At 50.1% G+C, this 23,685-nt stretch carries 24 protein-coding genes and 1 riboswitch; of the genes, 11 read left to right on the plus strand and 13 right to left on the minus strand.

Going from position 1 to position 23,685, the window contains the following annotated elements:
• The first annotated feature begins 32 nt into the window (after window positions 1-32).
• The 5 genes from V7723_RS01845 to V7723_RS01865 all read left to right on the plus strand — a co-directional run bounded on the left by V7723_RS01845 (window position 33) and on the right by V7723_RS01865 (window position 3,569).
• Window positions 33-1,184: a M20 family metallopeptidase gene (locus V7723_RS01845; protein WP_335682713.1), complete on the plus strand. Its 1,152-nt coding sequence runs from the start codon at window positions 33-35 to the stop codon at window positions 1,182-1,184.
• A gap of 157 nt (window positions 1,185-1,341) precedes the next feature.
• On the plus strand, window positions 1,342-1,602 hold the full coding sequence (locus V7723_RS01850; protein WP_335682714.1) for a DUF1127 domain-containing protein: 261 nt from the start codon (window positions 1,342-1,344) through the stop codon (window positions 1,600-1,602).
• A 161-nt stretch (window positions 1,603-1,763) separates the two neighbouring features.
• Window positions 1,764-2,546, plus strand: a complete 783-nt coding sequence (locus V7723_RS01855) for a VOC family protein (RefSeq protein ID WP_335682715.1) — start codon at window positions 1,764-1,766, stop codon at window positions 2,544-2,546.
• 58 nt (window positions 2,547-2,604) lie between these two features.
• A complete protein-coding gene (locus V7723_RS01860) occupies window positions 2,605-3,087 on the plus strand; it encodes a MaoC family dehydratase (protein ID WP_335682716.1) in 483 nt (160 codons plus the stop codon).
• 20 nt (window positions 3,088-3,107) lie between these two features.
• Entirely contained in the window at window positions 3,108-3,569 is a 462-nt protein-coding gene (locus tag V7723_RS01865; protein WP_335682717.1) for a MaoC family dehydratase, read from the plus strand.
• A 42-nt stretch (window positions 3,570-3,611) separates the two neighbouring features.
• Here V7723_RS01865 and V7723_RS01870 read toward each other — a convergent pair whose 3' ends face one another.
• Window positions 3,612-4,562, minus strand: a complete 951-nt coding sequence (locus V7723_RS01870) for a hypothetical protein (protein WP_335682718.1) — start codon at window positions 4,560-4,562, stop codon at window positions 3,612-3,614.
• 116 nt (window positions 4,563-4,678) lie between these two features.
• A complete protein-coding gene (locus V7723_RS01875; RefSeq protein WP_335682719.1) occupies window positions 4,679-5,929 on the minus strand; it encodes an MFS transporter in 1,251 nt (416 codons plus the stop codon).
• Between the two features lie 112 nt (window positions 5,930-6,041).
• Window positions 6,042-6,143: riboswitch (TPP riboswitch) on the plus strand.
• 60 nt (window positions 6,144-6,203) lie between these two features.
• Between V7723_RS01875 and V7723_RS01880 the strand changes: the two genes are divergently transcribed.
• The 5 genes from V7723_RS01880 (at window position 6,204) to V7723_RS01900 (ending at window position 10,499) form a co-directional block, all read left to right on the plus strand.
• Window positions 6,204-6,941: a hydroxyethylthiazole kinase gene (locus V7723_RS01880; RefSeq protein ID WP_335682720.1), complete on the plus strand. Its 738-nt coding sequence runs from the start codon at window positions 6,204-6,206 to the stop codon at window positions 6,939-6,941.
• Window positions 6,938-8,029, plus strand: coding sequence for a TRAP transporter substrate-binding protein (locus V7723_RS01885; RefSeq protein WP_335682721.1), 1,092 nt, complete (start codon window positions 6,938-6,940; stop codon window positions 8,027-8,029). Before V7723_RS01880 ends, V7723_RS01885 begins: the two co-directional genes overlap by 4 nt.
• A gap of 147 nt (window positions 8,030-8,176) precedes the next feature.
• On the plus strand, window positions 8,177-8,806 hold the full coding sequence (locus tag V7723_RS01890) for a glutathione S-transferase family protein (protein WP_335682722.1): 630 nt from the start codon (window positions 8,177-8,179) through the stop codon (window positions 8,804-8,806).
• Window positions 8,807-8,837: 31 nt separating this feature from the next.
• Window positions 8,838-9,200 carry a YciI family protein gene (locus tag V7723_RS01895; protein WP_335682723.1) on the plus strand — a complete coding sequence of 121 codons (363 nt, stop codon included), beginning with the start codon at window positions 8,838-8,840 and terminating at the stop codon, window positions 9,198-9,200.
• A 9-nt stretch (window positions 9,201-9,209) separates the two neighbouring features.
• Window positions 9,210-10,499 carry an RNA polymerase sigma factor gene (locus V7723_RS01900; RefSeq protein WP_335682724.1) on the plus strand — a complete coding sequence of 430 codons (1,290 nt, stop codon included), beginning with the start codon at window positions 9,210-9,212 and terminating at the stop codon, window positions 10,497-10,499.
• Window positions 10,500-10,505: 6 nt separating this feature from the next.
• Here the strand turns inward: V7723_RS01900 and V7723_RS01905 are convergent, their stop codons facing one another.
• From V7723_RS01905 to V7723_RS01930, 6 genes are all read right to left on the minus strand, one after another.
• Window positions 10,506-11,462, minus strand: a complete 957-nt coding sequence (locus V7723_RS01905; RefSeq protein WP_335682725.1) for an aldo/keto reductase — start codon at window positions 11,460-11,462, stop codon at window positions 10,506-10,508.
• Window positions 11,462-12,097, minus strand: coding sequence for a glutathione S-transferase family protein (locus tag V7723_RS01910; RefSeq protein WP_335682726.1), 636 nt, complete (start codon window positions 12,095-12,097; stop codon window positions 11,462-11,464). The genes V7723_RS01905 and V7723_RS01910 overlap by 1 nt, the downstream gene beginning before the upstream one ends.
• An 87-nt stretch (window positions 12,098-12,184) precedes the next feature.
• Complete coding sequence (locus tag V7723_RS01915) at window positions 12,185-13,879, minus strand: thiamine pyrophosphate-binding protein (RefSeq protein ID WP_335682727.1); 1,695 nt, start codon at window positions 13,877-13,879, stop codon at window positions 12,185-12,187.
• Between the two features lie 56 nt (window positions 13,880-13,935).
• Window positions 13,936-15,612, minus strand: a complete 1,677-nt coding sequence (locus V7723_RS01920; protein ID WP_335682728.1) for a tripartite tricarboxylate transporter permease — start codon at window positions 15,610-15,612, stop codon at window positions 13,936-13,938.
• Between the two features lie 16 nt (window positions 15,613-15,628).
• On the minus strand, window positions 15,629-16,111 hold the full coding sequence (locus V7723_RS01925) for a tripartite tricarboxylate transporter TctB family protein (RefSeq protein ID WP_335682729.1): 483 nt from the start codon (window positions 16,109-16,111) through the stop codon (window positions 15,629-15,631).
• Window positions 16,112-16,194: 83 nt separating this feature from the next.
• Window positions 16,195-17,172: a Bug family tripartite tricarboxylate transporter substrate binding protein gene (locus V7723_RS01930; RefSeq protein WP_335682730.1), complete on the minus strand. Its 978-nt coding sequence runs from the start codon at window positions 17,170-17,172 to the stop codon at window positions 16,195-16,197.
• 235 nt (window positions 17,173-17,407) lie between these two features.
• On the opposite strand from V7723_RS01930, the gene V7723_RS01935 reads away from it, so the two are divergent.
• Window positions 17,408-18,349, plus strand: a complete 942-nt coding sequence (locus tag V7723_RS01935) for a LysR family transcriptional regulator (protein ID WP_335682731.1) — start codon at window positions 17,408-17,410, stop codon at window positions 18,347-18,349.
• On the opposite strand, the gene V7723_RS01940 is transcribed toward V7723_RS01935, so the two are convergent.
• The 5 genes from V7723_RS01940 to V7723_RS01960 all read right to left on the minus strand — a co-directional run bounded on the left by V7723_RS01940 (window position 18,346) and on the right by V7723_RS01960 (window position 23,685).
• Complete coding sequence (locus tag V7723_RS01940) at window positions 18,346-19,662, minus strand: TRAP transporter large permease (protein WP_335682732.1); 1,317 nt, start codon at window positions 19,660-19,662, stop codon at window positions 18,346-18,348. The genes V7723_RS01935 and V7723_RS01940 overlap by 4 nt on opposite strands.
• Before the next feature lie 4 nt (window positions 19,663-19,666).
• Window positions 19,667-20,203: a TRAP transporter small permease gene (locus V7723_RS01945; protein WP_335682733.1), complete on the minus strand. Its 537-nt coding sequence runs from the start codon at window positions 20,201-20,203 to the stop codon at window positions 19,667-19,669.
• 74 nt (window positions 20,204-20,277) lie between these two features.
• Window positions 20,278-21,261 (minus strand): TRAP transporter substrate-binding protein, encoded by a 984-nt coding sequence (locus tag V7723_RS01950; RefSeq protein ID WP_335682734.1) that lies wholly within the window; start codon window positions 21,259-21,261, stop codon window positions 20,278-20,280.
• A 57-nt stretch (window positions 21,262-21,318) separates the two neighbouring features.
• Window positions 21,319-22,566 (minus strand): NAD(P)/FAD-dependent oxidoreductase, encoded by a 1,248-nt coding sequence (locus tag V7723_RS01955; protein WP_335682735.1) that lies wholly within the window; start codon window positions 22,564-22,566, stop codon window positions 21,319-21,321.
• Window positions 22,567-22,569: 3 nt separating this feature from the next.
• Window positions 22,570-23,685, minus strand: coding sequence for an enolase C-terminal domain-like protein (locus V7723_RS01960; protein WP_335682736.1), 1,116 nt, complete (start codon window positions 23,683-23,685; stop codon window positions 22,570-22,572).

The raw sequence follows: 23,685 nt of genomic DNA on the forward strand, positions 1-23,685 counted from the left end.
TCATGGATCTGACAAGGGAACTAAATTAAACAATGGATAACCATCAAAAAAATCAACCGCTCATCGATCCTGAAGAAATTGTCGAAGGAATTCTTGAATGGGTCGAAATTGAGAGCCCCTCTACAGACAAAATGGCCGTCAATGAAATGGCGAAACTTGTTGAAGCTCAATGTCTTTCAGCTGGCCTCACTGTGGAACGAACTGCGGGGGAAGAAGGTTGGGGAGATCTTATCAGGGCCCGCGCCCCTCATCCAGACCAAGACATACCCGGTATCCTGATCCTGAGCCATATCGATACCGTACACCCACTCGGCACCAAAGAAGGTGACAATCCTATACGACGCGAAGCGGACAAGCTTTATGGTCCCGGAATATATGATATGAAAGCCGGGGCGTATCTGGCCTATTACGCCTATCGCCATCTTTTACGGCAGGGCAACAGCCCGAAATTACCGGTAACCTTCATGTTTGTGCCCGAAGAAGAGGTTGGTAGCCCGTATAGTCGCAAATATATTGAAGAAGAAGCCGCCAAAGCCAAATATGTACTGGTAACCGAACCCGCCCGGGACGGCGGCAAGATTGTCGTGGCCCGTAAAGGCTGGGGTAATTTTCAGCTAAAAACCACGGGCGTACCAGCGCATGCCGGCGCCAAACATGAAGACGGGCGCAGCGCCATCAAGGAAATGGCCCGCCAAATCCTCGATATTGAGGCGATGACCGATTATGAGCGCGGCATCTCCCTCAATGTGGGGTTAATCGAAGGGGGTACGGGAACCAATGTCGTTCCCAGAGAATGCCACATCAACGTTGATATGCGCGTCACAACCGTGCAAGACGGAGAAGAGATGGTCGCCGTCATGCATGGATTGACGGCGTATGACCCGGACGTAACTTTAACAGTGGGCGGCGGCATGAACCGTCCGCCTTTTGAGATGAACGATGCAACCGCCGCCTTGTTCGATATTGCCCGCAACGCCAGTCTCGAGCATGGTCTCGACTTGCAATACACCACCATGACCGGCGGCTGTTCCGACGGTAATTTTACCGGAGCCATGGGCGTTCCCACCTTGGATGGGATGGGAGCGGACGGGGCTGGCGCCCATACGCTGGATGAATTTATCCTGATCTCTTCGTTGGAACCAAGAGCCAAAACCTGGGTCAAATTGCTCGAACGGCTCGAATAATTACTCGATTGAAGCGGCAACGTAACAATTGAAACATTAAACCAGAAAACCAGACATGCTGTTGAAACCAACGACCTTCATATTCTAATCATCAGAGAAAAAGAGACTGTAGAAAAACTACACCCTCGATTTGGCGATAAACGGAAGGAAATTGGACATGACATTCGCATACATAGACCATACAGAAACTCAGACAGCCTCAATCGGCAAAATGGCCGTCATCGTTTTAATACGTGCCGCCGAAGAAATGTTGAGCGCTTGCAAGTCAGCCCGTCATAAATGGGAATACCATAAATCAGTTGCTGAATTTTCCGGCATGAACGATCACATGCTGCGGGGTATCGGCATCCACCGGTCGGAAATAACTGCCATTGCTGATCACGGAGCGGATTTGTCGAAAGCGCGTTACTATCGATAAGCGGCGCTGACGCGCCGCTTGCTCTTCCCGACAATAACGTCCGTTTTCTCCGTGTCGCCAAGATTTATCCAACCTGCCCTTTACCTTCCGCCTGTATTTTGAAATACTGTTTTCACACGGTCGTCAAAAATAAGAAACCGGCAGCCCGACGGGGAGGGAAAATGACACCACCAGATTATGTAAGGCTGAGACAGATCTGCCTTGCCACAACCGATATCAAACAAGCCGAACATGACTTGTCCCGTCTTCTCGGCCTGGATGTCTGCCATCGCTCTCAGCTTGAAAATTTTGGCCTCGAAAATATCATGTTCGCCATCAATGGGACCTTTCTGGAGGTTGTGGCGCCGGTTACAGAAAAAACCACTGTTCACCGATTTCTAGCAAAAAACCAGGGGCGCGGCGGCTATATGGCAATATTTGATTGCAGCGATGTTGCCAAACATAAGGCCCTTGCTGGGGCAGCGGGCGTCGACCCTATCTTCGAAAGATACAACGAAAAAGCAGATTTGTTGCAACTGAACCCGAAGCAAACAGGTGCCACCATGGTGGAGTTTGATCACCATTATGGTGGAGACGATCGACTTGGTCGCTATGAATGGGCCGGGGATAACTGGCAAGACCATCTGAGCACTGATGTTACTTCCGATATTCTGGGGATAGAGTTCTGTAGCCCGAAAGCAGCTATGAGAGCGGAATTATGGGCAACGCTTTGTGATAAACACCTGCAGTCCGGTGAAGCCGGCATTCAGGATATCAAACTTGACTACGGTGTCCTCACCTTCCGCCAGAATACAAATAGTCCGCAGGAATTGCTGACAACCATCAACATGACTGTCAAAAATCGATCCCAGGTTCTAAAAACCGCGAAAGAACTGGACTGTCCTGTGACAGACAATAGTTTTGATTGCTGCGGGGTCACGTTCCGACTGCAATCCGCCGCCTGAAGAAACAAGAGCGAGGTGGCGTCATGGCGTCACATAACCGCCAAAAGAGAGGCTTAGTATGACAATTCTTGACCTAGATAATTTTGAAACCGATTTCTGGAAAGATGTCGAAAAACGAAAAACCTGGGATCAAATCATCCCCGGAGAGCTGCGCGATACGCGCCCCGTTACCCTCACCAAAGAAGTCATCGCCCGATATGCGGATGGTGTTGGCGAAGATAATCCCATTTACTTTGACGAAGCTTATGCGAAAACAACCCCGTATGGCGGCATTATTGCCCCACCCTCAATCCACATCCTTCTGATGTTTGCCTGTACCACGACCGAGGATTGGATGCGGTCGCCCGGCACCATAAATGCCGGCCAGAATTGGTCGTACCATATTCCCATCAGACCCGGAGACACGATTACCATGCGCGGAACGGCCCTCGATCGGTTTATCAAGAAGGATCGGTTGTTTGCCGTACATGAAAACACCTTCACCAACCAACATGGACAAGTTGTTTGTACCGGTCGCGGTCAAACAATTCGGCCCAATTAACCTAAAGAGGGATCCGATCCATGACTGCACAGCACCAATACGACCAAATCCAAACCGGAGAAGTTATTACCGGGCGCGCCTTTACTGTGACCCGCGAGACCATTCAGGCTTTCGCCGACGCTTCTCTTGATTACAATCCGTTGCATTTCGATGATAAATACATGGAAAATACTTTCGGAAAAACCAGTTTTGACGGGGTCATCATGCATGGGATGCAAAATTTTGCCCTCATATCCCGTACCTTGACAGACTGGCTCTTGCCAAAAGGCGGATTTCACCGGCGGCTGGAAACCCGTTGGCTAAAACCCGTGCAACTGGGTCATACCATCACGGCCACGGCCACCCTGACCCAGAAAAAACAAACCGATAAAGGGTTCTGGGTGATGTTCGATATTGAGGTGACCAATCACCTTGGCGGACTGGTGGCAGCAGGCAACGCCATGGCTGAATTTCTCGACGTTATCCCCGGCAAACCAGAATAAAGGGCGTGAACGACCGGCTTTAGACGGATACGGCTAACGGCCCTAGTCTGCTGATGGCGGTGCATAAATTGTCGTAATTGTTTCTTTCCAGTCCGCATCCGTCGCGAAATCCGTCGGGCGGGAACAGGTAATGCCGCGGTCTTCAAGGTCATTGCAAAAAATATCTGTAATCAACTTCGTATCGAGATCATAGCTGTGATTGTCATATGAGGCGGCCATCTCGGCTGTCTCAAAGCAATAGGCTTTCCACAAAATGGACAAGCGAACCTTATCAAACGGAAACGATGCAAGGCGTTTCCCATCTTCCATTACCTGCCACTTGTCATCCTGTGTCAGCTCCAACGTGGCATCATATCCGATAGTCTCATAATCGCTGTATTCCTCGGGGCTGCCTACACCGCCCACCCGATGATACATATATTCATTATCTGCCAGCACGCAGGTGTTGGAGAACGGAGGCCGTTCCGTCACCGAAGGTTCGTTGAGGCCATTGGGCCAATACTCAAAATCGCCGCCCTCACCATCGTAAAACCAGGTTATGGCCGAGGCGACCGGGATCGCCCAGTCATGAAACAATCCTGAATACCCCATGGGCGCCAACATCCAGCTCGGCACTTCTCGGTTGGTGACACCGCGAAAAAACGGGAGATCCTGATGGCAGGGGGATGATGGCGCTGGCAAGTTCAAGTTTGTCATCATGGCGACGGGCCGAATAACCTCGGCCTGAAAGGAGGTTTTTGCGGCCTCGATAAATCTTTCGTTGTTGAAAAACGGCTCCGCCCCCTCCATCACAACTTTTCCGCCGAGGGCCCAGAAATTTCGAAACCAGCCGGCTGATGTTTCCCCGACATTCCTGTGAACGGCAGAAAGAGTTTTATACGGGCTGCCTTTTTTCAAGAGATCCATAACTGCGCCCGGATTCTCAAACGCGGCGTCGAGCTTCACCGGGGGAGCCAGAAGGTTTTTTGGTCGAATGGTTTGTAAAACACCCATTTTCAGATCCTTTTTTAGCTACTATTACACACCTATTGCGATCAGGCAATAATCTACGCCCGCGCTATAATCGGTAACATGGAAGGTAAAGAGACCTGCCTTGAGCATTCAAAAAATCACTCTGCCGGTGTGCCAGAAAGATTTTCGTCGATAATACGCTGCGCCGGTAATAATAAGGCGGCACCGGTTATACAACAGGCCGTTAATGCGGCAACAACCATGACTCTATCGAAACCTTCTCCGGATTCGAGGATATAACGGGCGACCAAAAGAGCGAGCGCCCCAATGACCAAATTCAAAAGCAGTTTTACCGACAGGATTTTTGCGCGCCATAAGTCAGGTACATATCGGGATATCACGGCATCCGTAATGGGAATTTGGCCAAAGACGAACGCCATCGCCGCTAAAGCCGAGAAAAACAAGGCCAAATTGGTTTGCATGGACATCAACCCGATCAGCAACGGCTGAGCAACAGCGACAACCAGCAGGACGGTCCGGATATCATGGCGATCAATCAGACGTCCGACAACAAGCTGGGCAAAGGCCGCGATCGCATAAACCAACGCCGCTAGCAAGCCTGTTGTTGCGACATTCACGGTTAATTCGGGCATACTGACTTCAAACATCCGCGGGATGACAAATGTCATGGTCCCGAAGACAAAACCACCCGCCGACGTGACGAGAGCTATGGCAAGCAGAGCCCGCGGCCAGCCGGGCGTAAATCCAACCATCGCCTTTTCGGATGCAGACGATACCGGCGGCCGAACACGGCCCCGCCGGACGAAGACAATAAAACCAACACCCGTGACAATGGCCAGCACGCCCGGAACAATGAAGGCCAGCTGCCAGTTATAATCGGCGAGGATGAAGCCGGTCAAAAGTGGGGCGGCCGCAACACCCATGTTACCCCACACACCGTTGGTGCCAAGGCGCCAGCCAATTTTTCCGCCGCCTTGGATGATCATGGCAATGCCAACCGGGTGGTAAATCGCTGCAAAAATGCCGATGGCCGCCAAGCCAAAGGCCATTTGCAAGGGGGTCTGCGCAAAACTGGTGGCAATAGCCGAGACCCCAATACCAATAAAAAACACCGCAATCATGCCATTTCGTTGCCATTTATCGGCCAAATGCGCCGCCAAAGGAGCGCAAGCCCCAAACAGAACAAGCGACGGAATGCCATATGGGATCATTTCGGCGTAAGCGCCATCCTTTGCCAAGCCAAAGGACAGGCCGGCACTGAAGGCTGCCTTGGCGAATATTAGCATGAATAAATGGTCGACAAAATGACCAAAATTCAAAAAGGTAAAGCGTAATTTTTGGGCGTTCACGGCCAAGATCCGATCGTTGAGGGGTTTCTTTTCTGGCATTTTAGCATACGGAAAAGAGTGTTGTCCCAATACAATCGCGTATAACGGGATTTTCGTTGTTTTCTAGGTAAAATTTGTCGTTGCAAATCCCGGAATTCACCCTAATATAGCCGCCAACTCATCGGGGCGCCCAAAGGGCTGAGAAGCGAAAGAAGCTGACCCGTAGAACCTGATCTGGTTAGAACCGGCGTAGGGATTTGAGGGCAGGTTCATCTTCGTTTCGGGTAATCCATGTTCGCTAACCTTCCGCCAACATCTTATGGTGGAGCGGGATATGAACGAAGAATTGGCACGACACCATCTCAGCTTGATACAGGGCCAGCGGCCCGCTGTACATTGCCTGACAAATACAGTCGTCCAAAGTCTGACAGCCAATATGCTATTGGCCATCGGCGCTATTCCTTCAATGTCATCGGATATAACGGAAGTAGCCGATTTTACGGCCCGCTCCCAAGCGCTGCTCATCAATCTTGGCACATTGGATCCGGGACGAAAAGACGCTATCCAAGCCGCCATTACTTCTGCGAAGAACAATAATATCCCTTGGATACTGGATCCGGTTCTCATTGACAGAGCCCCGGCGCGATTGGCCTACGCACAAGAGCTGATTGGGCAAGCACCAGCTATTATTCGGGGAAATGCCGGGGAAATCGCGGCGTTGGGCTCGGATCCGAAATCATTGGCCCAAAGCAGCCAATCGATCGTCGCCGTGACCGGCGCTATAGATTTTGTCACCGATGGTCACCGGGAATCCGAGCTTCGGGTTGGTCATGACCTTATGAGCCGGGTCACCGGTATCGGTTGCGCTGGAACTGCGGCCATCGCCGCATTTTGCGCGGTGGTTACTGACGCCGACTATTTCGACGCCGTTGTATCCGGCCTCTATATTTTAGGCAAATCGGGCGAAAATGCTGCCCGAAAAGCACCCGGACCTGGCGCGTTTGCCGCAACAATTCTCGACGAAGTATATTTTACCAGCCAATCTTCCTCAACCGAAGGATCCCCAAAATGAGCACTCGCATATCCCGGCGCAACCTTCTGAAAACAGCAAGTATCGCTGCGCCGGCCGCCGCTGCGACATTGATCAGTTCACCGGCACGAAGCACGGAAGCTTTGCAGTGGAAAATGGTCACCTCCTGGCCAAAGGGCGCGCCTGGTGTTGGAACAACTGCGCAAAGACTGGCGGACCGCATCACCGCGATGAGCGACGGAAAACTTAGCGTCAAGCTCTATGGCGCGGGGGAACTTGTGCCACCATTAGAAGTTTTTGGGGCCGTGGGTGAAGGGGTCGCTGAACTTGGTCATACGGCTTCTTTCTTTTGGCAGGGCAAAGCAAGGGCAAGCGTGTTTTTTACAACAGTTCCCTTTGGCCTTACATCTGCAGAGCATATTGCCTGGGTAAATCAGGGCGGCGGACAGGCCCTCTGGGATAAACTGTACGCCCCTTTTGATATTAAGCCCTTCATGGCCGGAAATACCGGAATACAGATGGGCGGCTGGTTCAAAAAAGAGATTACCTCTTTGAAAGATCTCCAAGGGCTTAAAATCAGAAGTGCCGGTCTTGGCGGAGAAATTTATAAACAGATGGGAGCAACTGCGGTTTTATTACCGCCCGGTGAAATCTATTCTGGACTACGAAGCGGCGTTGTCGATGCAGCCGAGTTTTTAGGCCCTTGGAGCGACCGGGCTTTTGGCTTCTACAAAGCTGCCCCCTATTATTACTGGCCGACATTCAACAAGCCCAATGGCACTGCAGAATGCCTTGTCAACAAATCTGCATTTGAAGCACTCAGCCCGGATTTGCAGGCGATCGTCCAAAATGCCTGCGAAGCTGAAAATGCCTACGCGCTTTCAGAATCTGATTGGGAAAATGCCCGGGCGTTAGCGGCCCTGATCGATGACAAGAAAGCTCAGGTTCGCGAGTTTCCGTCAGATATCATGGCAAAAGCAAAATCGCTGACGCCCGGCATATTGGAGAAATTTGTCTGGGGCGATCCGCTTGCTGAGGAAATTCTGTCGTCTTATCGTCAGGCCATGGCTTTGTCAAAAACATGGGCAAAAGTGGGAAGGCAGGCCTTTTTAACGGCACGTGACAGCTGAAATAACTGCCTAATAACAAAAAACTGAAAAAATAGTCTCTCCGTTTGTCGATTAGCGGTCCAGCCGTTCGTCTTATAGATATCCCGCATACCGGCTTATGCCATTTTCGCGGAGAAAATATCTAATAACTCAAGACGGAGAGGTTTCATGTTGAAAATTTACGGTTTTGGATTGTCGCAACCCACAAACGCCGTACGGATGGTCGCGAACGCCCTTAAAATTCCCTACGACTACATCGAGCTCAATGCGCCGGAAGGCGAGCATCGGGCACCGGATCACTTACAACGCCATCCAGCCGGGAAAATGCCGGCCATCGAAGACGGTGATCTTACGCTTTTTGAAAGTACGGCTATTATGAAGTATCTTTGCAAGAAAGCGGGGTCGAGTATGTATCCAGAGGATATCATAGAACAGGCAACTGTCGATCAATGGTGCTCCTTCGTGTCTGTCCATATTTATATGGCGTTCAGTCGAATTGTCTTTAACCGCCTGCTCGCGCCGCAACTCGGCCTTCCCGTTGACGACGCGTCAGCAAAAGCCGGAGTGGAGTTTTTGGATCGTTTTTTGCCTGTGGTTGATCGACAGTTGTCGCAATCTAAGTTTATCGCCGGGGACAGGATGACAATTGCCGATATCAATCTGCTCGCCACTATCGATCCGGTCGACGCCCTGAAAATCGACCTGTCGATGTATCCTCACCTCAGTGTCTGGCGTGAGGCGTTAATACCACAAGCTTTTTATCAAGACGTTCATGCCTTTTATGGACAAGCCGCCTAAAGCACCGATTTATTTTCAAAGGAGAAGACAGATGCAATATTTACTTATGATTTACAGCGCCCAAGGCGCCGGACCCGAGTATGGAACGCCGGAATTTGGAAAGCTTATGACGGGCTACCAGACAATGACAGCAGAGGCCCGCGATAACAACGTCATGGAAGGCGGTGAGCCCTTGCAGGGAATTGAAACGGCGACCACTGTGCGTGTTCGTAATGGCAAAACAGAAATCACCGATGGCCCCTTTGCAGAGACGAAGGAGCAGCTCGGCGGATACTACTTGCTCAATTGCAAAGACCTTGATGAAGCCTTATCCTATGCCGCAAAAATACCCACGGCTGAGTTCGGATCTATTGAGGTTCGACCGATCTGGGATATGACCTCTGTTTCGGAGTAAAAATTGTAGATGACAATGGACAACAGCGCGCGCGTTATCGAACAAGTCGTTCGCGAAGAATGGGGGCGCGTTTTGTCCATTGTTGTCAGCTATACACGTGATCTGGAACTGGCTGAAGATGTAACGCAAGAAGCCGTAATCGCCGCACTGACACATTGGAACGAAAAAGGAATACCAGGCTCACCCCTTGCATGGCTTTTACAGACAGCGCGCCGCAAGGCGATCGACCGCATTCGGCGCCACCGCAATTTCGAACGCAAACGCGCTGAATATGAACTTCTTCTAGAACTGGAACAAAGAGCAGATCCAAATGATAGTTTAAAAGAAGAAGATGCCCATATCCCAGACGAACGATTACGCCTGGTATTTACCTGCTGCCATCCCGCGCTGGCGGAATCCTCGCGCATTGCATTGACCTTACGGACCTTGGGCGGATTGACAACCGCGGAAATCGCCCGGGCATTCCTGGTATCAGAAGAAACCATGGCCCAGCGCCTGGTGCGGGCAAAGCGAAAAATTCGCGCCACCAACATCCCATACGAGATACCGGAAGCAGATTTACTTGAAGAACGCCTTCAATCGGTATTATCGGTTCTCTACTTGATTTTCAATGAAGGGTTTTCTGTAACAACCGGTGAAAATTTATCTCGGCTGGACTTAACTGATGAAGCAATTCGCCTGACACAGATGCTCGCGCATCTCATGCCAAATACACCTGAAATCATGGGGTTGCTCGCTCTGATGCTCCTCCATGATGCCAGAAAACAAGGTCGGGTGGATGCGGTTGGCGCCATGGTGCCTCTGAATGCACAAGATCGCTCCTTATGGCATAAAACTCAAATCCAAACCGGCTGCAAAATACTAAAGCAAGCGCTTCGACTGGGTGCACCTGGACCATACCAAATTCAAGCCGCTATTAGCGCCATACATGCAGAAGCCAAAACACATGAAGCAACTGACTGGCAGGAAATTTCACTGCTTTATGAAAGGCTTTATGAATTCCAACCCTCCCCAATTATCTTGTTAAATGGGATAGTAGCTCAATCTTATGCCCTCGGACCGGAGCGCGCGCTTGGAGCATTGAGCAATCTAGAAAATATTGGCCAATTGATAGAGTATCAGCCTTTTTACGCGGCAAAAGCAGATATTTTTCGGCGCGCCGGGCAATTTGACAATGCTGTCATCGCCTATGAAAAAGCAATTGACCTTTCTGGAAATCAGAAAGAAAAAGATTTTTTGGTCAATCGATTGACTGAACTAAAGGTGCAGGCGGATCCTAGGAAAATTGCCGAAAAATAGGATTTGTCAATTACCCGAAACAGAATCCACCGCACCAAATACGTCCTCTAGTCGAGCAAGATTCTCAGACGATAAAGATCCGCCAAGGATGGAACTGATATTTTCTGTCAAATGCTGGATCTTTCCGGTACCGGTCAGAACAACATCGGCACCCGGCTCGTGCCGGCAAAACCGATAGGCCGCTTCAACAACCGAGGTTGCATCGCCGTTCTCCATAATAAAGTCAAAAGCCGCAGCCGCATCGACTTTGGTGGAATCCACTGCAGCCGCTTTCACTAGCTCAGCGACGAGGGCTGCGAGCTCCTGTGGCTTACTTAACGCACGACGAACAGCGAACATTATTAAAGTACCAATATTCTTTTCCAGAGTTGCCTGAAACACCCGATCCCGCGCCGACGGGTTGATCATATTGAAACCGGCCATCACCACATCCCAATACTCATCTTGAAGCGCCTGCATCAACATCCGGTGCTGCGGATCAACGATAAACCGTTCTGTTAGCCCTAAAAACCGTATTTTTCCCTGCCTTTGCAGATCATGAAGAGCCGGGACTAGTTCTTCCACACATCGCGCATACTGATTTGGCGCAACACCATGAAGATGGAGGATATCAACATAATCCGTTTTCAGCCTTGTGAGCGATTTTTCAAATTCCCGTTTAAAATCGACCGCACTGATAAGATTTGAAGATAAGGGATCTTCCCCGTGCGCAACAACCGGCTGTTTCGTCGAAATCACAGTCGATGCGCGTTTGCCGGCAATCGCCTTGCCAACAATCTCCTCTGTGCCGTAAATGGCGGCCGTATCAATGAAATTTATGCCTTGCTCCAGCGCGGCTGTTACCACAGCAACTGAATTTTCTTCAGAATTTCCGTAAGACATGCCCAAACGGCTATGTCCACCACAGCCAAGCCCGGCAACGCTAACTTCGAGACCTGTCCGCCCTAGAGTAACATATTCCATTAGTCTACCGTCGGTATGTCCATTGTAAATTTAGGCAAGTGATACCCTTTTTGGACGGCCGGGCGGCTCGCGATTCGATTATACCAAGCCTTTACGTTAGGGTAATCATTGAGGTTAATTGTCTGCCATTCGAACCGGGATATCCACGGCCAGATGGCAATATCCGCGAGACTGTAACTTCCCGCGACATAGTCACGATCTGCCAATTGCTGATCGAGGACGCCGTAAAGGCGCTTGGCTTCATTCAGATATCGTTCTTCTGCATAGGGTGCTTTGCCCGGATTAAATTTGGTGAAATGATGAACTTGGCCGCACATCGGACCAAGTCCGCCCATCTGCCACATGAGCCATTCCATCATTTCCCAATAGGCGTTTTCTTCGGCCGGAATAAGATTGCTGCCCGCCTTTTTCGCCAAATAGAGCATCATGGCGCCAGATTCCATCATTCTCACGCCAGTCTCATGATCAAAAATTGCTGGTATTTTACCGTTAGGAGCAATTTCCAAGAAGCCTTCGTCTTTTTGCTCACCCTCCGTAATATTGATGGATTTTACGGTATACTCTAAACCAAGCTCTTCGAGCAGAATAGAAACCTTACGGCCGTTGGGCGTTGTCCAAGTATAAAGATCAATCATTTTAGCGTTTCCTACTCATAATATGTGTCGAGAACCCGCGAAAGCAGGTCCCAAATGTCAATGTTTCTTAGAAATTCCGACTATTTTTCAGTGGGGGTGGTCTGCTTCTCCCTGTGCCCGAGCTTCCGACAGACTCTGTTGCGGCGTCAAAGCTTCCGGATCAACCACAATTTCAATAACTGCTGGTTTGCCACTGGCAACAGCCTGCTCATATATATCGGCAAATTCCGACGTTTTGGTGACAGTCGCCCCAAACGCACCGTACGCCCGTGCAAGAGCGGCAAAATCGGGATTAAATAAATCCGTTGCGTATACGCGCGTCGGATATCCTCGCTCCTGATGCATTCGAATGGTGCCAAGCATGCCATTATTCACAATAATAAAAATTACCGGCGCATTGAACTGCATGGCCGTTGCCAGTTCCTGACCTAACATCATAAAACAGCCATCGCCATTAAAACTGACGACGGTTCGGTGTGGTTCGGTTATTTTTGCGCTGATTGCAGCTGGCACACTATATCCCATGGCGCCGCTGGTCGGTGCGAGCTGAGTGCGATAGCACTTATGTTGAAAATATCTATGGACCCATACTGTATAATTGCCGGCTCCGGCTGTAACAATGGCATCTTCTGGCAAAATATTATTCAGATGGGCCACAATCTCCGCCATATTCACCTCGCCCGGCACTTCTGTCGGTCGCAACCGTTCCTGGTAATCTGCCGACGCACTCTTTACCCATTCTGCTCGCGCACTCTCAGCATCCGCTGGTGCAAGAGCTTTAACTGCTTTGGCAAATTCAGGCATACGGGCATTGATCGCCAAATCCGGCAGGAAAACCCGCCCCAATTCTTCAACACCGGGATGTACATGAACCATATCCTGAAGCGGTTCTGGCAACCCAATCAGAGAGTATCCCTGGGTCGTCATCTCCCCGAGGCGCGGGCCAACAACCAGCAACAAGTCACTTTCCTGAATCCGTTTCGCCAACTTCGGGTTAAGACCAATGCCAACATCACCAGCGTAATTGGGATGGCGATTATCAAAACAATCCTGCGACCGAAGAGACGCGCAAACGGGTATATGATGTGCCTCGGCAAAGTCCTGGATGTCATTGACGGCTGCTTGTGTCCAGGTTGCGCCGCCAACAATCATCAAAGGTTTTTCGGAGGCCGCTAACCGGGACGCCAAATCCGTCATGGCATCTGTGCTCGGTGCAAGACTGGGTGCGATCGCTGCGCGACTGATATCCGCCACGCTCACCTCGTCACGAAGCATGTCTTCTGGCAGCGCCAGAACCACCGGACCCGGACGGCCCGATAACGCTGTATGATAAGCACGGCTGATATATTCAGGAATACGGCTGGCATCATCTATTTGCGCCACCCATTTCGCCATTTCGCCGAAGACCTTGCGATAGTCCATTTCCTGAAAAGCTTCCCGATCCACCATGTCGCGGGCTACCTGTCCGATGAACATAATCATCGGCGTGCTGTCCTGATAAGCCGTATGCAGACCAATGGCCGCATTGGTCGCACCGGGTCCTCGAGTCACCATGCAGATGCCGGGACGTCCGGTCAATTTTCCATAGGCTTCTGCCATATTTGAGGCCCCGCCTTCATGGCGCGTATTGACCATCTTTATGGAATTGGCATGATTATAAAGGCCATCAATAACGTCGATATAACTCTCCCCTGGGACACAATAAACGGTGTCCGTACCCTGGATTGCCAGTTGGTCCGCAAGCACATGACCACCGGTTCTTGTTTTTAAGGGCTTACTCATTCCACTTCCTCTTGATTTTATCGGAGAGCCAAAGGCCTGTTCCATGTCATACGGCGCTAAATGTCGTCGCCACTTCCTCGTACCAGAACTGTGTCATCGGGTCTATGCCGGAGGTTCTTTATCAATAATACAACTGCAAAAACCACCATGATGCCAGCTAGAACGGGACGAACGTAACCCCCCATCATAAACACGGGCACCGCCAATATAACAGCAAATACCGGAACAAAATATCGTGTCCATGCCGCCGTGCCCCGGCGTTTCTGATATACCGGGAAAATGATCGACATGAATCCCAACAAAATGAAGAAAAGCGACCAGGGCCGGGTAAAGAATGGAGATAGATCATCAGATATTGCCAGCGATTGAGCCAAACTGGTTTCGGCTATGGATCCCAGCACGGCACCCAGAATGATCGGAACAATGGGAAAACCTAAAGACCGCATAACAAAGCCCAAGACGCCAAACCAAAACAGCGTCCACATATCGAACTCAACATTATTCAATGCAAACACGCCGATGGAACAGTAAAACAGGATCACCGCCGTCAACATATACATTTTGACTTTGGTGATTTTGACGAAGCCACGCAAGGTGATGGATTGCAGGCCCAGCATCATAAAATTCGCGACAAAGAACGAGATAAAGATGGCATAGGCGAGCACAGGCTCGTCAGAAATAAAAGACGGACTGGGGATCACGTCATGGATAAGCAGCGCACCGAGCATAACGGCGGTGACAATATCTCCTGGTATCCCCAACGCCATCATAACAATCAATGCGCCACCCGCCGTTGCATTATTTGCCGCCTCCGGCGCGACAATGCCGTCGAGGCTTCCCGTGCCAAATTCCTCTGGGTTTTTGGAGGCTTTTTTGGCTTGATCATAGGCCAAAATATTGGAAATTGTGCTGCCCGCTGCCGGAAGAACACCGACGAAAACACCCAGTAAAGAAGACCGTAGTAAATTAAACCATCGCTTCAAAACTTCCGCCGCCGCTTTTCGATGTTCTATCCGTACGGCTGTTGCATCGTTACCACCCAAGCTCTTGTGGGCGCTAGAAGGGTCCCTGATATCTCCCAACAACCGGCTGAAGGCAAACAAACCAACCAATACTGGCAGGAAAGAAAATCCCTGTTTCAACGGTTCTGTGCCAAAATTAAATCGCGGATACCCCATAATGTCATCAACACCGATTGTGGCGATCAATAACCCGACTAAGCCCGCAATCAGTCCTTTGATGATATTCTCGCTTGCCAGACTTGCCGTCACGGTAAGAGCAAAAATCACCAGAGAGAAGAAGTCCCAAGGATGAAATTCCAACCCGATCTGGGATAGTTGGGGAGCGACCAAAATCAAGACTACGGCGCCGATTGTACCGCCAAAGAAAGACGACCAAACGCCGACTCCAAGAGCAAGGCCGGCCTTGCCCTGCCGGGCAAGAGGATATCCATCGAAGGTCGTTGCGACCGACGACGGTGTCCCCGGAATACCGGTCAGAATTCCTGACATGAGACCACCGGATAGGCCGCCAACGTAAACGGCCATCATGGTGGCAAGGCCTTCAATCGGTGTCATGTTGAAAGTAAAAGGCAAAACAAGCACAACTGCCATGGCAATGGTAAAGCCAGGAATTGCACCGGCCATCAGGCCCGCAAAAGTTCCCAGCATCATAAAGGCCAGTGTTTTTATATTCGCGAGTTCCGCGCTGGCGGCGAGGATCGTATCAAACATATTGTGTCCTCACCCTTCAGTAATACGTAAAAATTTCACCGCGCGGTAGCAGCACACCCAACGCGAATGTAAAAACGGACCACATGGCTCCGACGGCAATAATTGAAACGAGGCAATGCAATGCCATTAGTTTCGGCCGCCAACCCCCAAGAAAATTCAGCATTAAAAAGACAAACAGGATTCCGCCGATTAGCATCCCCAAATAGGGCATTGTTACCAGGAAAACGGAAAACATCGTGAAACAGACAAATGGCGAACGGTAGTAGACAAACCAGCCTTTGAATCCGCCCCGATCGGGCCCTCTGAGATCCGGTCGCATCACTGCACGGACCAAGAAAATAAGACTAAGCAATGTCAAGGGAACCAGAATAATCCGAGGCCATAGGGCGGGCGGCATCTGGCCAAAATCAGGTTTTTCCATTCCCAGCGTTGCGGATAAAAATGTTCCACAAATGAGGAGAAGGACAATCCCAACAACAACATCACGTGTTATGCGCATGGCAGCTTATCTCACTCTGTGACCTGGCAGGAAAATTCGGCAGCAAAGGACCATACGCCTTTGCTGCCGACTATTGGTGAGTATTAGCGTTTGGAAATACCCATTTTCTTGGCAACGCCCATCAAACCGTCTGAGGTTTCGGCAAACCAGGCTTCATATTCATCCGGACCCAAATAGATCAGAGAGGTTCCTTTGGAGGCCATTTGATCCTGAAACGCTTTATTCTGCGTAGCCTTTTCAAAAATTCCAGCCCAGTAATCCCGAATTTCGCGAGACGTGCCTTTTGGCACAACAATTCCGCGGTTAAGGGCGTAGGTCATATCAATTCCGCGTTCTTTAAGCGTCGGAACATCCGGAAGAAGCGGATTGCGCTCATCTGCGGCAATGGCAAAGGCTTTGAGCTGGCCGTCCTTCGTTTGTGTTCTTGCGGCAGCCAAATTAATACCACCAAGATCAATGGCGCCTGACAACAGCCCGGTAATGCGTTTGCCGGTACCTCCTTGATAAGGCACATATTTGTATGACGTCCCTGTTTTATCACCCAGCAACAACCAGAGAAAGTGACTGGTCGCCCCCATAGTTACGCCTGTCGGGATATTTCCAGGATTGGCTTTCGCCGCGTCCAGCATTTCTTCCAAAGTATTGTACGGAACATGTCCGCCAGCACCAATAATTTCAGGTGTGCTGGTCAAGTGCGCCACCGTATCAAAAGCGTCATAATTAAAGTCGACAACGCCGTTGATGTAGCCGACAATCGCGCTTTGATGAATGGCGAAAAGAGTACAGCCATCAGGTTTTGCGCCCAATGCTTCCTTCGCGCCTTTATTTCCCCCTTGGCCCGGAATCGTCACGACTTTAACCTGAGGTGAAGCGCCTGCTGCGTTGATAGTATTTTCAAACACACCAAAAATACCTGCTGTTCCACCACCCGGTCCCCATGGCACGATCAATTTTGCTGTCTTGCACGGCAGCTCTGGCGCCGCTGTAGCTGCGCCACTGAAAACCAGACTTCCGGCGACTGCCGCTGCAATTGCCATGGTCGACTTTACTAATCTGTTCATCAAACTTACTCCCTGTTGTATGTGCCTGTCTTTAGGTGCCGTTTTATTGTCAGCTTGAGACATTGGTTTGATTTTCTTAAAGACAGGTATTCCCTTATGTTGTTGGCTTCTTTCGTTTGAGAGATCATTGTCATCAGACGCACGAATAAGAAGCGCTTTATAAATTTATATTGTTCTTGCTGAAAGACAAAGCTAAATATAATGGAAACACTGTTCACTATACAGGACAATAGCCATGGAAAATCTATCTGATATGGGAATTTTTGCAAAAGTCGTCGAATTGCAAGGGTTCTCGAAAGCCGCGAACGCACTGAATATGTCGAAATCAAATGTCAGCCGCCGCATTGCGTCGTTAGAGGACCGTTTAGAAATTCGGTTACTACAGCGAACGACCCGTAAAATCGGATTAACAGACAGTGGTCGGCTGTATTTCGAATTTTGTTCCCGTGTGTTGGCCGAGGCACAGCAAGCGGACTATGCCATGAACAAGTTAAAACGAGAGCCCAGCGGTCAGCTGACAGTTAGTCTGCCAGAAACTTTTGGTCGCTTTTTTGTTATGCCTATTCTCCCTTCCTTTATGGATAAGTATCCTGAAATCAGAATAAAACTCTCCCTTACGAACCGTAAATTGGACCTTATTAACGAAGGTTATGATGTTGCTATTCGAAAAGGTGACATTGATGATCAAAGTCTTATCGCCGTGAAGCTAGGCGTTTCTCAGCAGCATTTATATGCGAGCAGAGAGTATTTGGAGCGTCATGGCGCCCCAGAAACAGCCAAAGATCTTTTGGAGCATGATTGCCTGTCCGCCGCGGAATCGAACAACAAGGCCGAGTTTGCGCTTTATCGAGACGGAAAGTCCGCCGCGGTGACGGTGCGTCCGCGCTTTGCAATTCAAGATCATGGTGTGGTTTTCGACTTGGTTCTGGCTGGAGTTGGCATCGCACTTGTTCCCGGGTTTTTATGTAATGAGGATCTTAAAACCGGGAAAATAGTCAGAGTGATGAAAGACTGGACAGGCCCTTCCGTGCCATTCCACGCTGTTTATCCATCCTATCGCGGCCTCGCACCAAATGTCCGGGTATTTCTGGACTTCATCAAAGAGCATCTGATGCAGAAGACCCCGTGGGCGAATACTCGACTTCGCCCACAGGAAATTCGAAAGAAAGCCAGCTAACCACCGCCAGGGCCTTGCCGCATGTTATCTGGCAAAAAGGTCGCCAGGTCAGGCACAAAGATCAGAACGAAAACCATAACCACCATGATAAGGAACATGGGGATCGCGGCTTTCGCGATAAAGTTCATTTCATGATGGGTCATCCCCTGCAATACAAAGAGGTTAAACCCAATAGGCGGTGTAATTTGCGCCATCTCGACCACGACAACAATGAAAATACCAAACCAGATGAGATCGATACCTGCTTGTCGGATCATCGGCTCTACAACAGCCATGGTCAGCACCACCGAAGAGATACCATCGAGAAAACATCCTAGGATAATATAGAACACCAACAGAACCATAAGAAGTTCAAAGCGCGAAAGTTCCAATGACCCAATGAGATCTGCCAGTCCTCTTGGCAAGCCCGTAAACCCCATGGACAAAGATAAGAAAGATGCGCCGGCCAGGATGAGCGCAATCATCGCCGACGTGCGTGTTGCCCCCATAAGGCTTTGTGAGAATGTTTCCCAGTTCAGCGATCTCTGGGTCGCTGCCAAAAGTAATGAACCAACAACACCGAAAGCAGCAGCTTCTGTCGCCGTCGCGATACCTAAATACATCGAGCCTATAACAACCGCGATCAAAATAAGCAGGGGAATTAGAAAACGGGAATTTTTGACCTTTTCCGAAAAAGTCATTTTCGGCTCTTCCAACGGTGCAAAATTACTGGAGAATTTCGAGTAGAGGGCCACATAGGCCATAAACAGGAAGGCTAAAAACAAGCCCGGCAAAATACCCGCCATAAAGAGCTTTGTGATACTTTCATTGATAGTCACGCCATAGACGATGAGAGTCAGTGAAGGGGGGATCATCAAGCCAAGTGTCGCGGCACCCGCCAACGTACCGATCACAAGTGATTCGGGATATTTACGCTTTCGTAGTTCCGGTATGGCCATTTTACCGACGGTTGTCAGGGTCGCGGCTGAGGATCCTGAAACAGCGGCAAATATAGTACAGGCGACAATATTTGTATGTACGAGACCGCCTGGCAATCGGGCCATCCAGGGCGACAGGCCCCGAAACATATCTTCCGACAAGCGTGTTCGAAACAGAATTTCACCCATCCAGATAAACAGCGGCAACGCTGTTAATGTCCAGCTTGACGAGCTTGACCAGATGGTCGTGATCATGGTGTCGCCGGCGGGACGCGCTGTAAACATTTCTATGCCAAAAAAGGCCACGCCCAGCAACGCTAGCCCGACCCAGACACCTGTCCCCAGTAATAAAAACAGAACAAAGAGAAATAGGGCAATAAGTTGAATTTCTTCCATAACCCTACTCTCCGTGACTTTGTTCGACGATGTCCGTTACGATCCGGTGATTCCCGACGAACAAGACATGAATAAGATGATCTAGTAGTGCGATTGCAAAGATGATACTACCGATGACCATGGCCATCTGCGGGATCCAGATCGCCGTTGCATCCTGTCCCTGACTGATATCATGAAATTTCCAGGACCAATAGGTCGCCTTGACCGCATAGTAAGCAAAATACCAGGCGAGCCCGGCCCCAATGGTGAAACACCAGATTTCCAAAATACGGCGTACCTTAGGTCCAACCGCGTTGATCAAGATACTGACTCGGATATGAGCCCCACGGTTCAAAGCATGAGCGAAGGCAAAGAATGAGGCAGCAGCCATGCAATAACCGGCGTAATCAGGTGCGCCTGGGAAAACTTCGCCTGTCCAGCGCGCGAGCATCTGGACCAAAATTAATGTCAAAATTGCGACGAGAAAAAGTGAGGCAACAATGCCGCTCGCAAGATAGAGCATATCTAAAAACGATCGGACTTTTTTAAGAGCCGGTGTCATAAAAGTTCCCTCCCCTGAACTTTAGTGAATAGGGAAACGGGAACGGAGATTTCTCTCCGTTCCCGCAATGCATACTATTGCATGCTTTTGTAGGACTCGATAATCGCAGCGCCGTCTGGCCCTGCCGCTTTTAGCCACTCTTCTGTCATGGTGGCGCCGATGTCTTTGAGCTCACCCACCAAAGCATCACCAGCGGGCCCAACAGTCATGCCGCCAGCTTTCAAACCATTCAAAGTAAATGTTGTGTATTCAACCGCACGCCATGTTCCGGCATACTCAGCGAGTTCCGCACAACCGCGAATGACGTTTTTGTTAGCGTCGCTGGTGTCACCCCAAACGTCCTTGTTGACCATAATATAGTTACGCGGCAACCAGGCATCTACTTCATAAAAATGCGAAAGGCTTTCCCAGACTTTACGGTCATAACCGGTAGAGCCAGAGGATACCATGGATTCAGCTACTCCAGTCGCAAAGGCTTGCGATATTTCGGCCGCTTCGATGGTTACCGGAAGCATGCCTGTCAATTCTGCAAGACGTGCCGTCGCATTATTGTATGAACGGAATTTGATACCCTTCATATCCGCGACACTGTTGACTTCTTTTTTGAAGTAAAGTCCCTGTGGTGGCCACGGAACAGAATACAATAGAACCAGATTCTGCTCTGCCAGGATTTTTTCCATTGTTGGCTTGGCTGCTTTCCAGAGCTTTCCAGCATCTTCAAACGATGTGGCAAGAAACGGAATTGAATCAACACCGAAGACGGCGTTTTCATTCTGGTGACCGGAAAGCAGGCGTTCGCCGATTGGCGCTTGCCCAGTTTGGACGGCCCGTTTGATATCTCCACCTTTAAACAACGATCCTGAAGGATGAGTGACGACTTCGATGGCGCCACCAGTTCCGGTCGTGATGCATTTGGCAAACTCAGCGCCCGTTGCTGAATGGAAATTTGATCCGGAATAGGCCATGGGCATATCCCATTTTTCCGCCAATGCCGGAACGGCGAGCAGTACGGCCCCAAGGGCGCTGCCGACCAGTACTTTTGTACATTTTAGTATCATTTGATTACTCCCTGTAAATGTAATTAATTGTCTTCCCTCTTTTCCTGATCTCTCCTTTCAATCAAACCTATCTACACGATAGGGCCTAATATCGATATTTGGCAACCGATCAGAAACCATGTCAGCAATCATCCGCCCTGTTTTAGGGCCCGCCGTTAAACCGACGTGATGATGGCCAAAAGCACAATAAACGTTGGGGTGGTGCGAAGACGGTCCGAGGAATGGCAAACTATCAGCTGGTGCCGGGCGATGCCCCAGCCATTCACGCTTTTCTTCAAATTCGAATTCGGGATAAAGTTTTTTAATCCCTTTCTCAAGCAGGGTAATTGGTCCCTTGCTTGGCGGAGCATCAAGCCCTCCAAATTCAACAATACCCGCCGTACGTAGACCGTCCGTCATGGGTGTTGCGACAAATTTTGAATCTGCGACCATATACGGACAAGGCGGCTTAACATTGGGATTTACATAGTGAATATGGTATCCGCGTTCCGTTTCCAGTGGAATTTTATGCCCTAGCCGCTCTGCTAGTTTGGCGGACCAGGCGCCACCAGCAATGACCACCTGATCATATTTCTCGGCGCCGCCGTCAAAAACCACTTCCATTCCCTCACCATGTTGGCGCAAATCCGTCACATCGGCCTGAACCAATTGACCGCCCTGACTTTCAAAATGACGAGCCAAAGCTTTGACATAACCACCCGGGTCGGCGATATGTCCGTGATCCTGCATTTTACACCCAAAGTGGTATCGGTCGCCTAAAGCCGGATCATTGGCAAGTAACGCTGTCCGATCCATAGGAACTTCGATGAAACCTTGTTCGCGACGTAAATTCCAGACATAGCTGTCGTTTTCGAATCCCGCTTCATCGCGATAGAGGAAAATATAGTCACCGGGATGAATAAACGCCTCAGCTTCTGTTCCCTTCGCCAGGGCCAAATGTTCATTAACAGCATCTTCCAGTAAGGGGACCAAGCCGTCGGAGATTTCTCGAACTTTTTCGTCTTTGCTTGCAGATAGATACTGCCGCAACCAAGGTAGCATTTTCACAAGATAGGACCAGCGCACAAATAACGGCTGCTCAGGATCCATAAGCATTTTTGGGGCCTTAGCGAGGATGCCAGGGGTCGGCACAGGCACAACTCCACAACGAGCTAGAACACCGCCGTTACCGAAACTTGTTCCTTCACCAGGCGGTAAACGATCAATGATCGTAACATTGTGACCGTCACGGCGTAGCCATTCAGCGGAAGAAACTCCGACGATGCCTGCACCGATAACGGCAATATTTTTTGCCTCACCCGGCATATATTACTCCTTGATAACTGAAGCCCATTTTCGAATTTTCCCCTCATCAACTGTTCCGCCCAACCCGCTGGCGGTTGGCACCTGAACTGCCCCATTCTCACACGCAAACGGTGCCTCAAGAACATCCTCAGTCAGATAGTATCGTGCCTGATAAAACTCGCAACCTAATGATATATTATCTGTTGCCGCAATCATATGCGTTCCTGCCAGATGCGCCAGACCGGATTCGAACATATCTCCACCATAGCAGGCAATGCCTGCAGACTTGGCAACGGCAGATACATCTTGACCGGCCCGCATGCCCCCGCTTTTCATAATTTTGACACTGAATAAGTCGGCGATTTTGGCTTCAGCTGCCCGGTAGGCATCAACCGCATTAAAGACGCTTTCATCAGCCATGATCGGAATATCTATCGCCGCTGTCAAAGCCGTCATTGCCCGCCAGTTGTCCGCAGGTACCGGCTGTTCAATGAACGTTGGTTTAAAATTTGCGATATCGCGTAGTTTTACCAGCGCTTCATGAGCGACAAGCCCCTGATTATAATCGACCCGGATGTCCACATCAGGAAAGTCAGACCGCAAACTCTCCAGCCGCATAAGATCAAACACATGTTCGGCAAAGCCTGTTTTGACCTTAAAGATCCGAATACCGTCGCTATGGGCGCGTTTTGCAAGATCCGTGTCACGGCCGAAATCGGGATCGGCGATGGATATACTCAGGGGAATTTCGTCACGGACGCGCCCGCCCAATAATTCGGCAACCGGCAATCCGCATTGCTGGCCATATAAATCGTACAAAGCCATTTCCAGAGCCGCTTTTGCTTCCGGTGCTGCTGCAACGGTTTTGTTGGCGACGCGCATGATACTCGCCACTTTCGCCGGATCTTTTCCAACTACATGTGGGCGAAAATGCGTATCCAGCGCGCCGGCCGCAGATTGCGCCGTTCCTGTAAAGACAGGCCAGGGCGAGGCTTCACCCCATCCGCATCTGCCTTCCGTATCCCGAAGACAGACAAAGACGTTATCGATCCCACCCTCAACGGAACCAACACCGTGGTGGCGAGGCGTTTGGACCTTTAACTCTGCCAGATAAACTGTCATATGAGAGACAATTGCCAT

The sequence above is a fragment of the Sneathiella sp. genome (genome assembly GCF_036960985.1).
Taxonomy (GTDB): Bacteria; Pseudomonadota; Alphaproteobacteria; order Sneathiellales; family Sneathiellaceae; genus Sneathiella.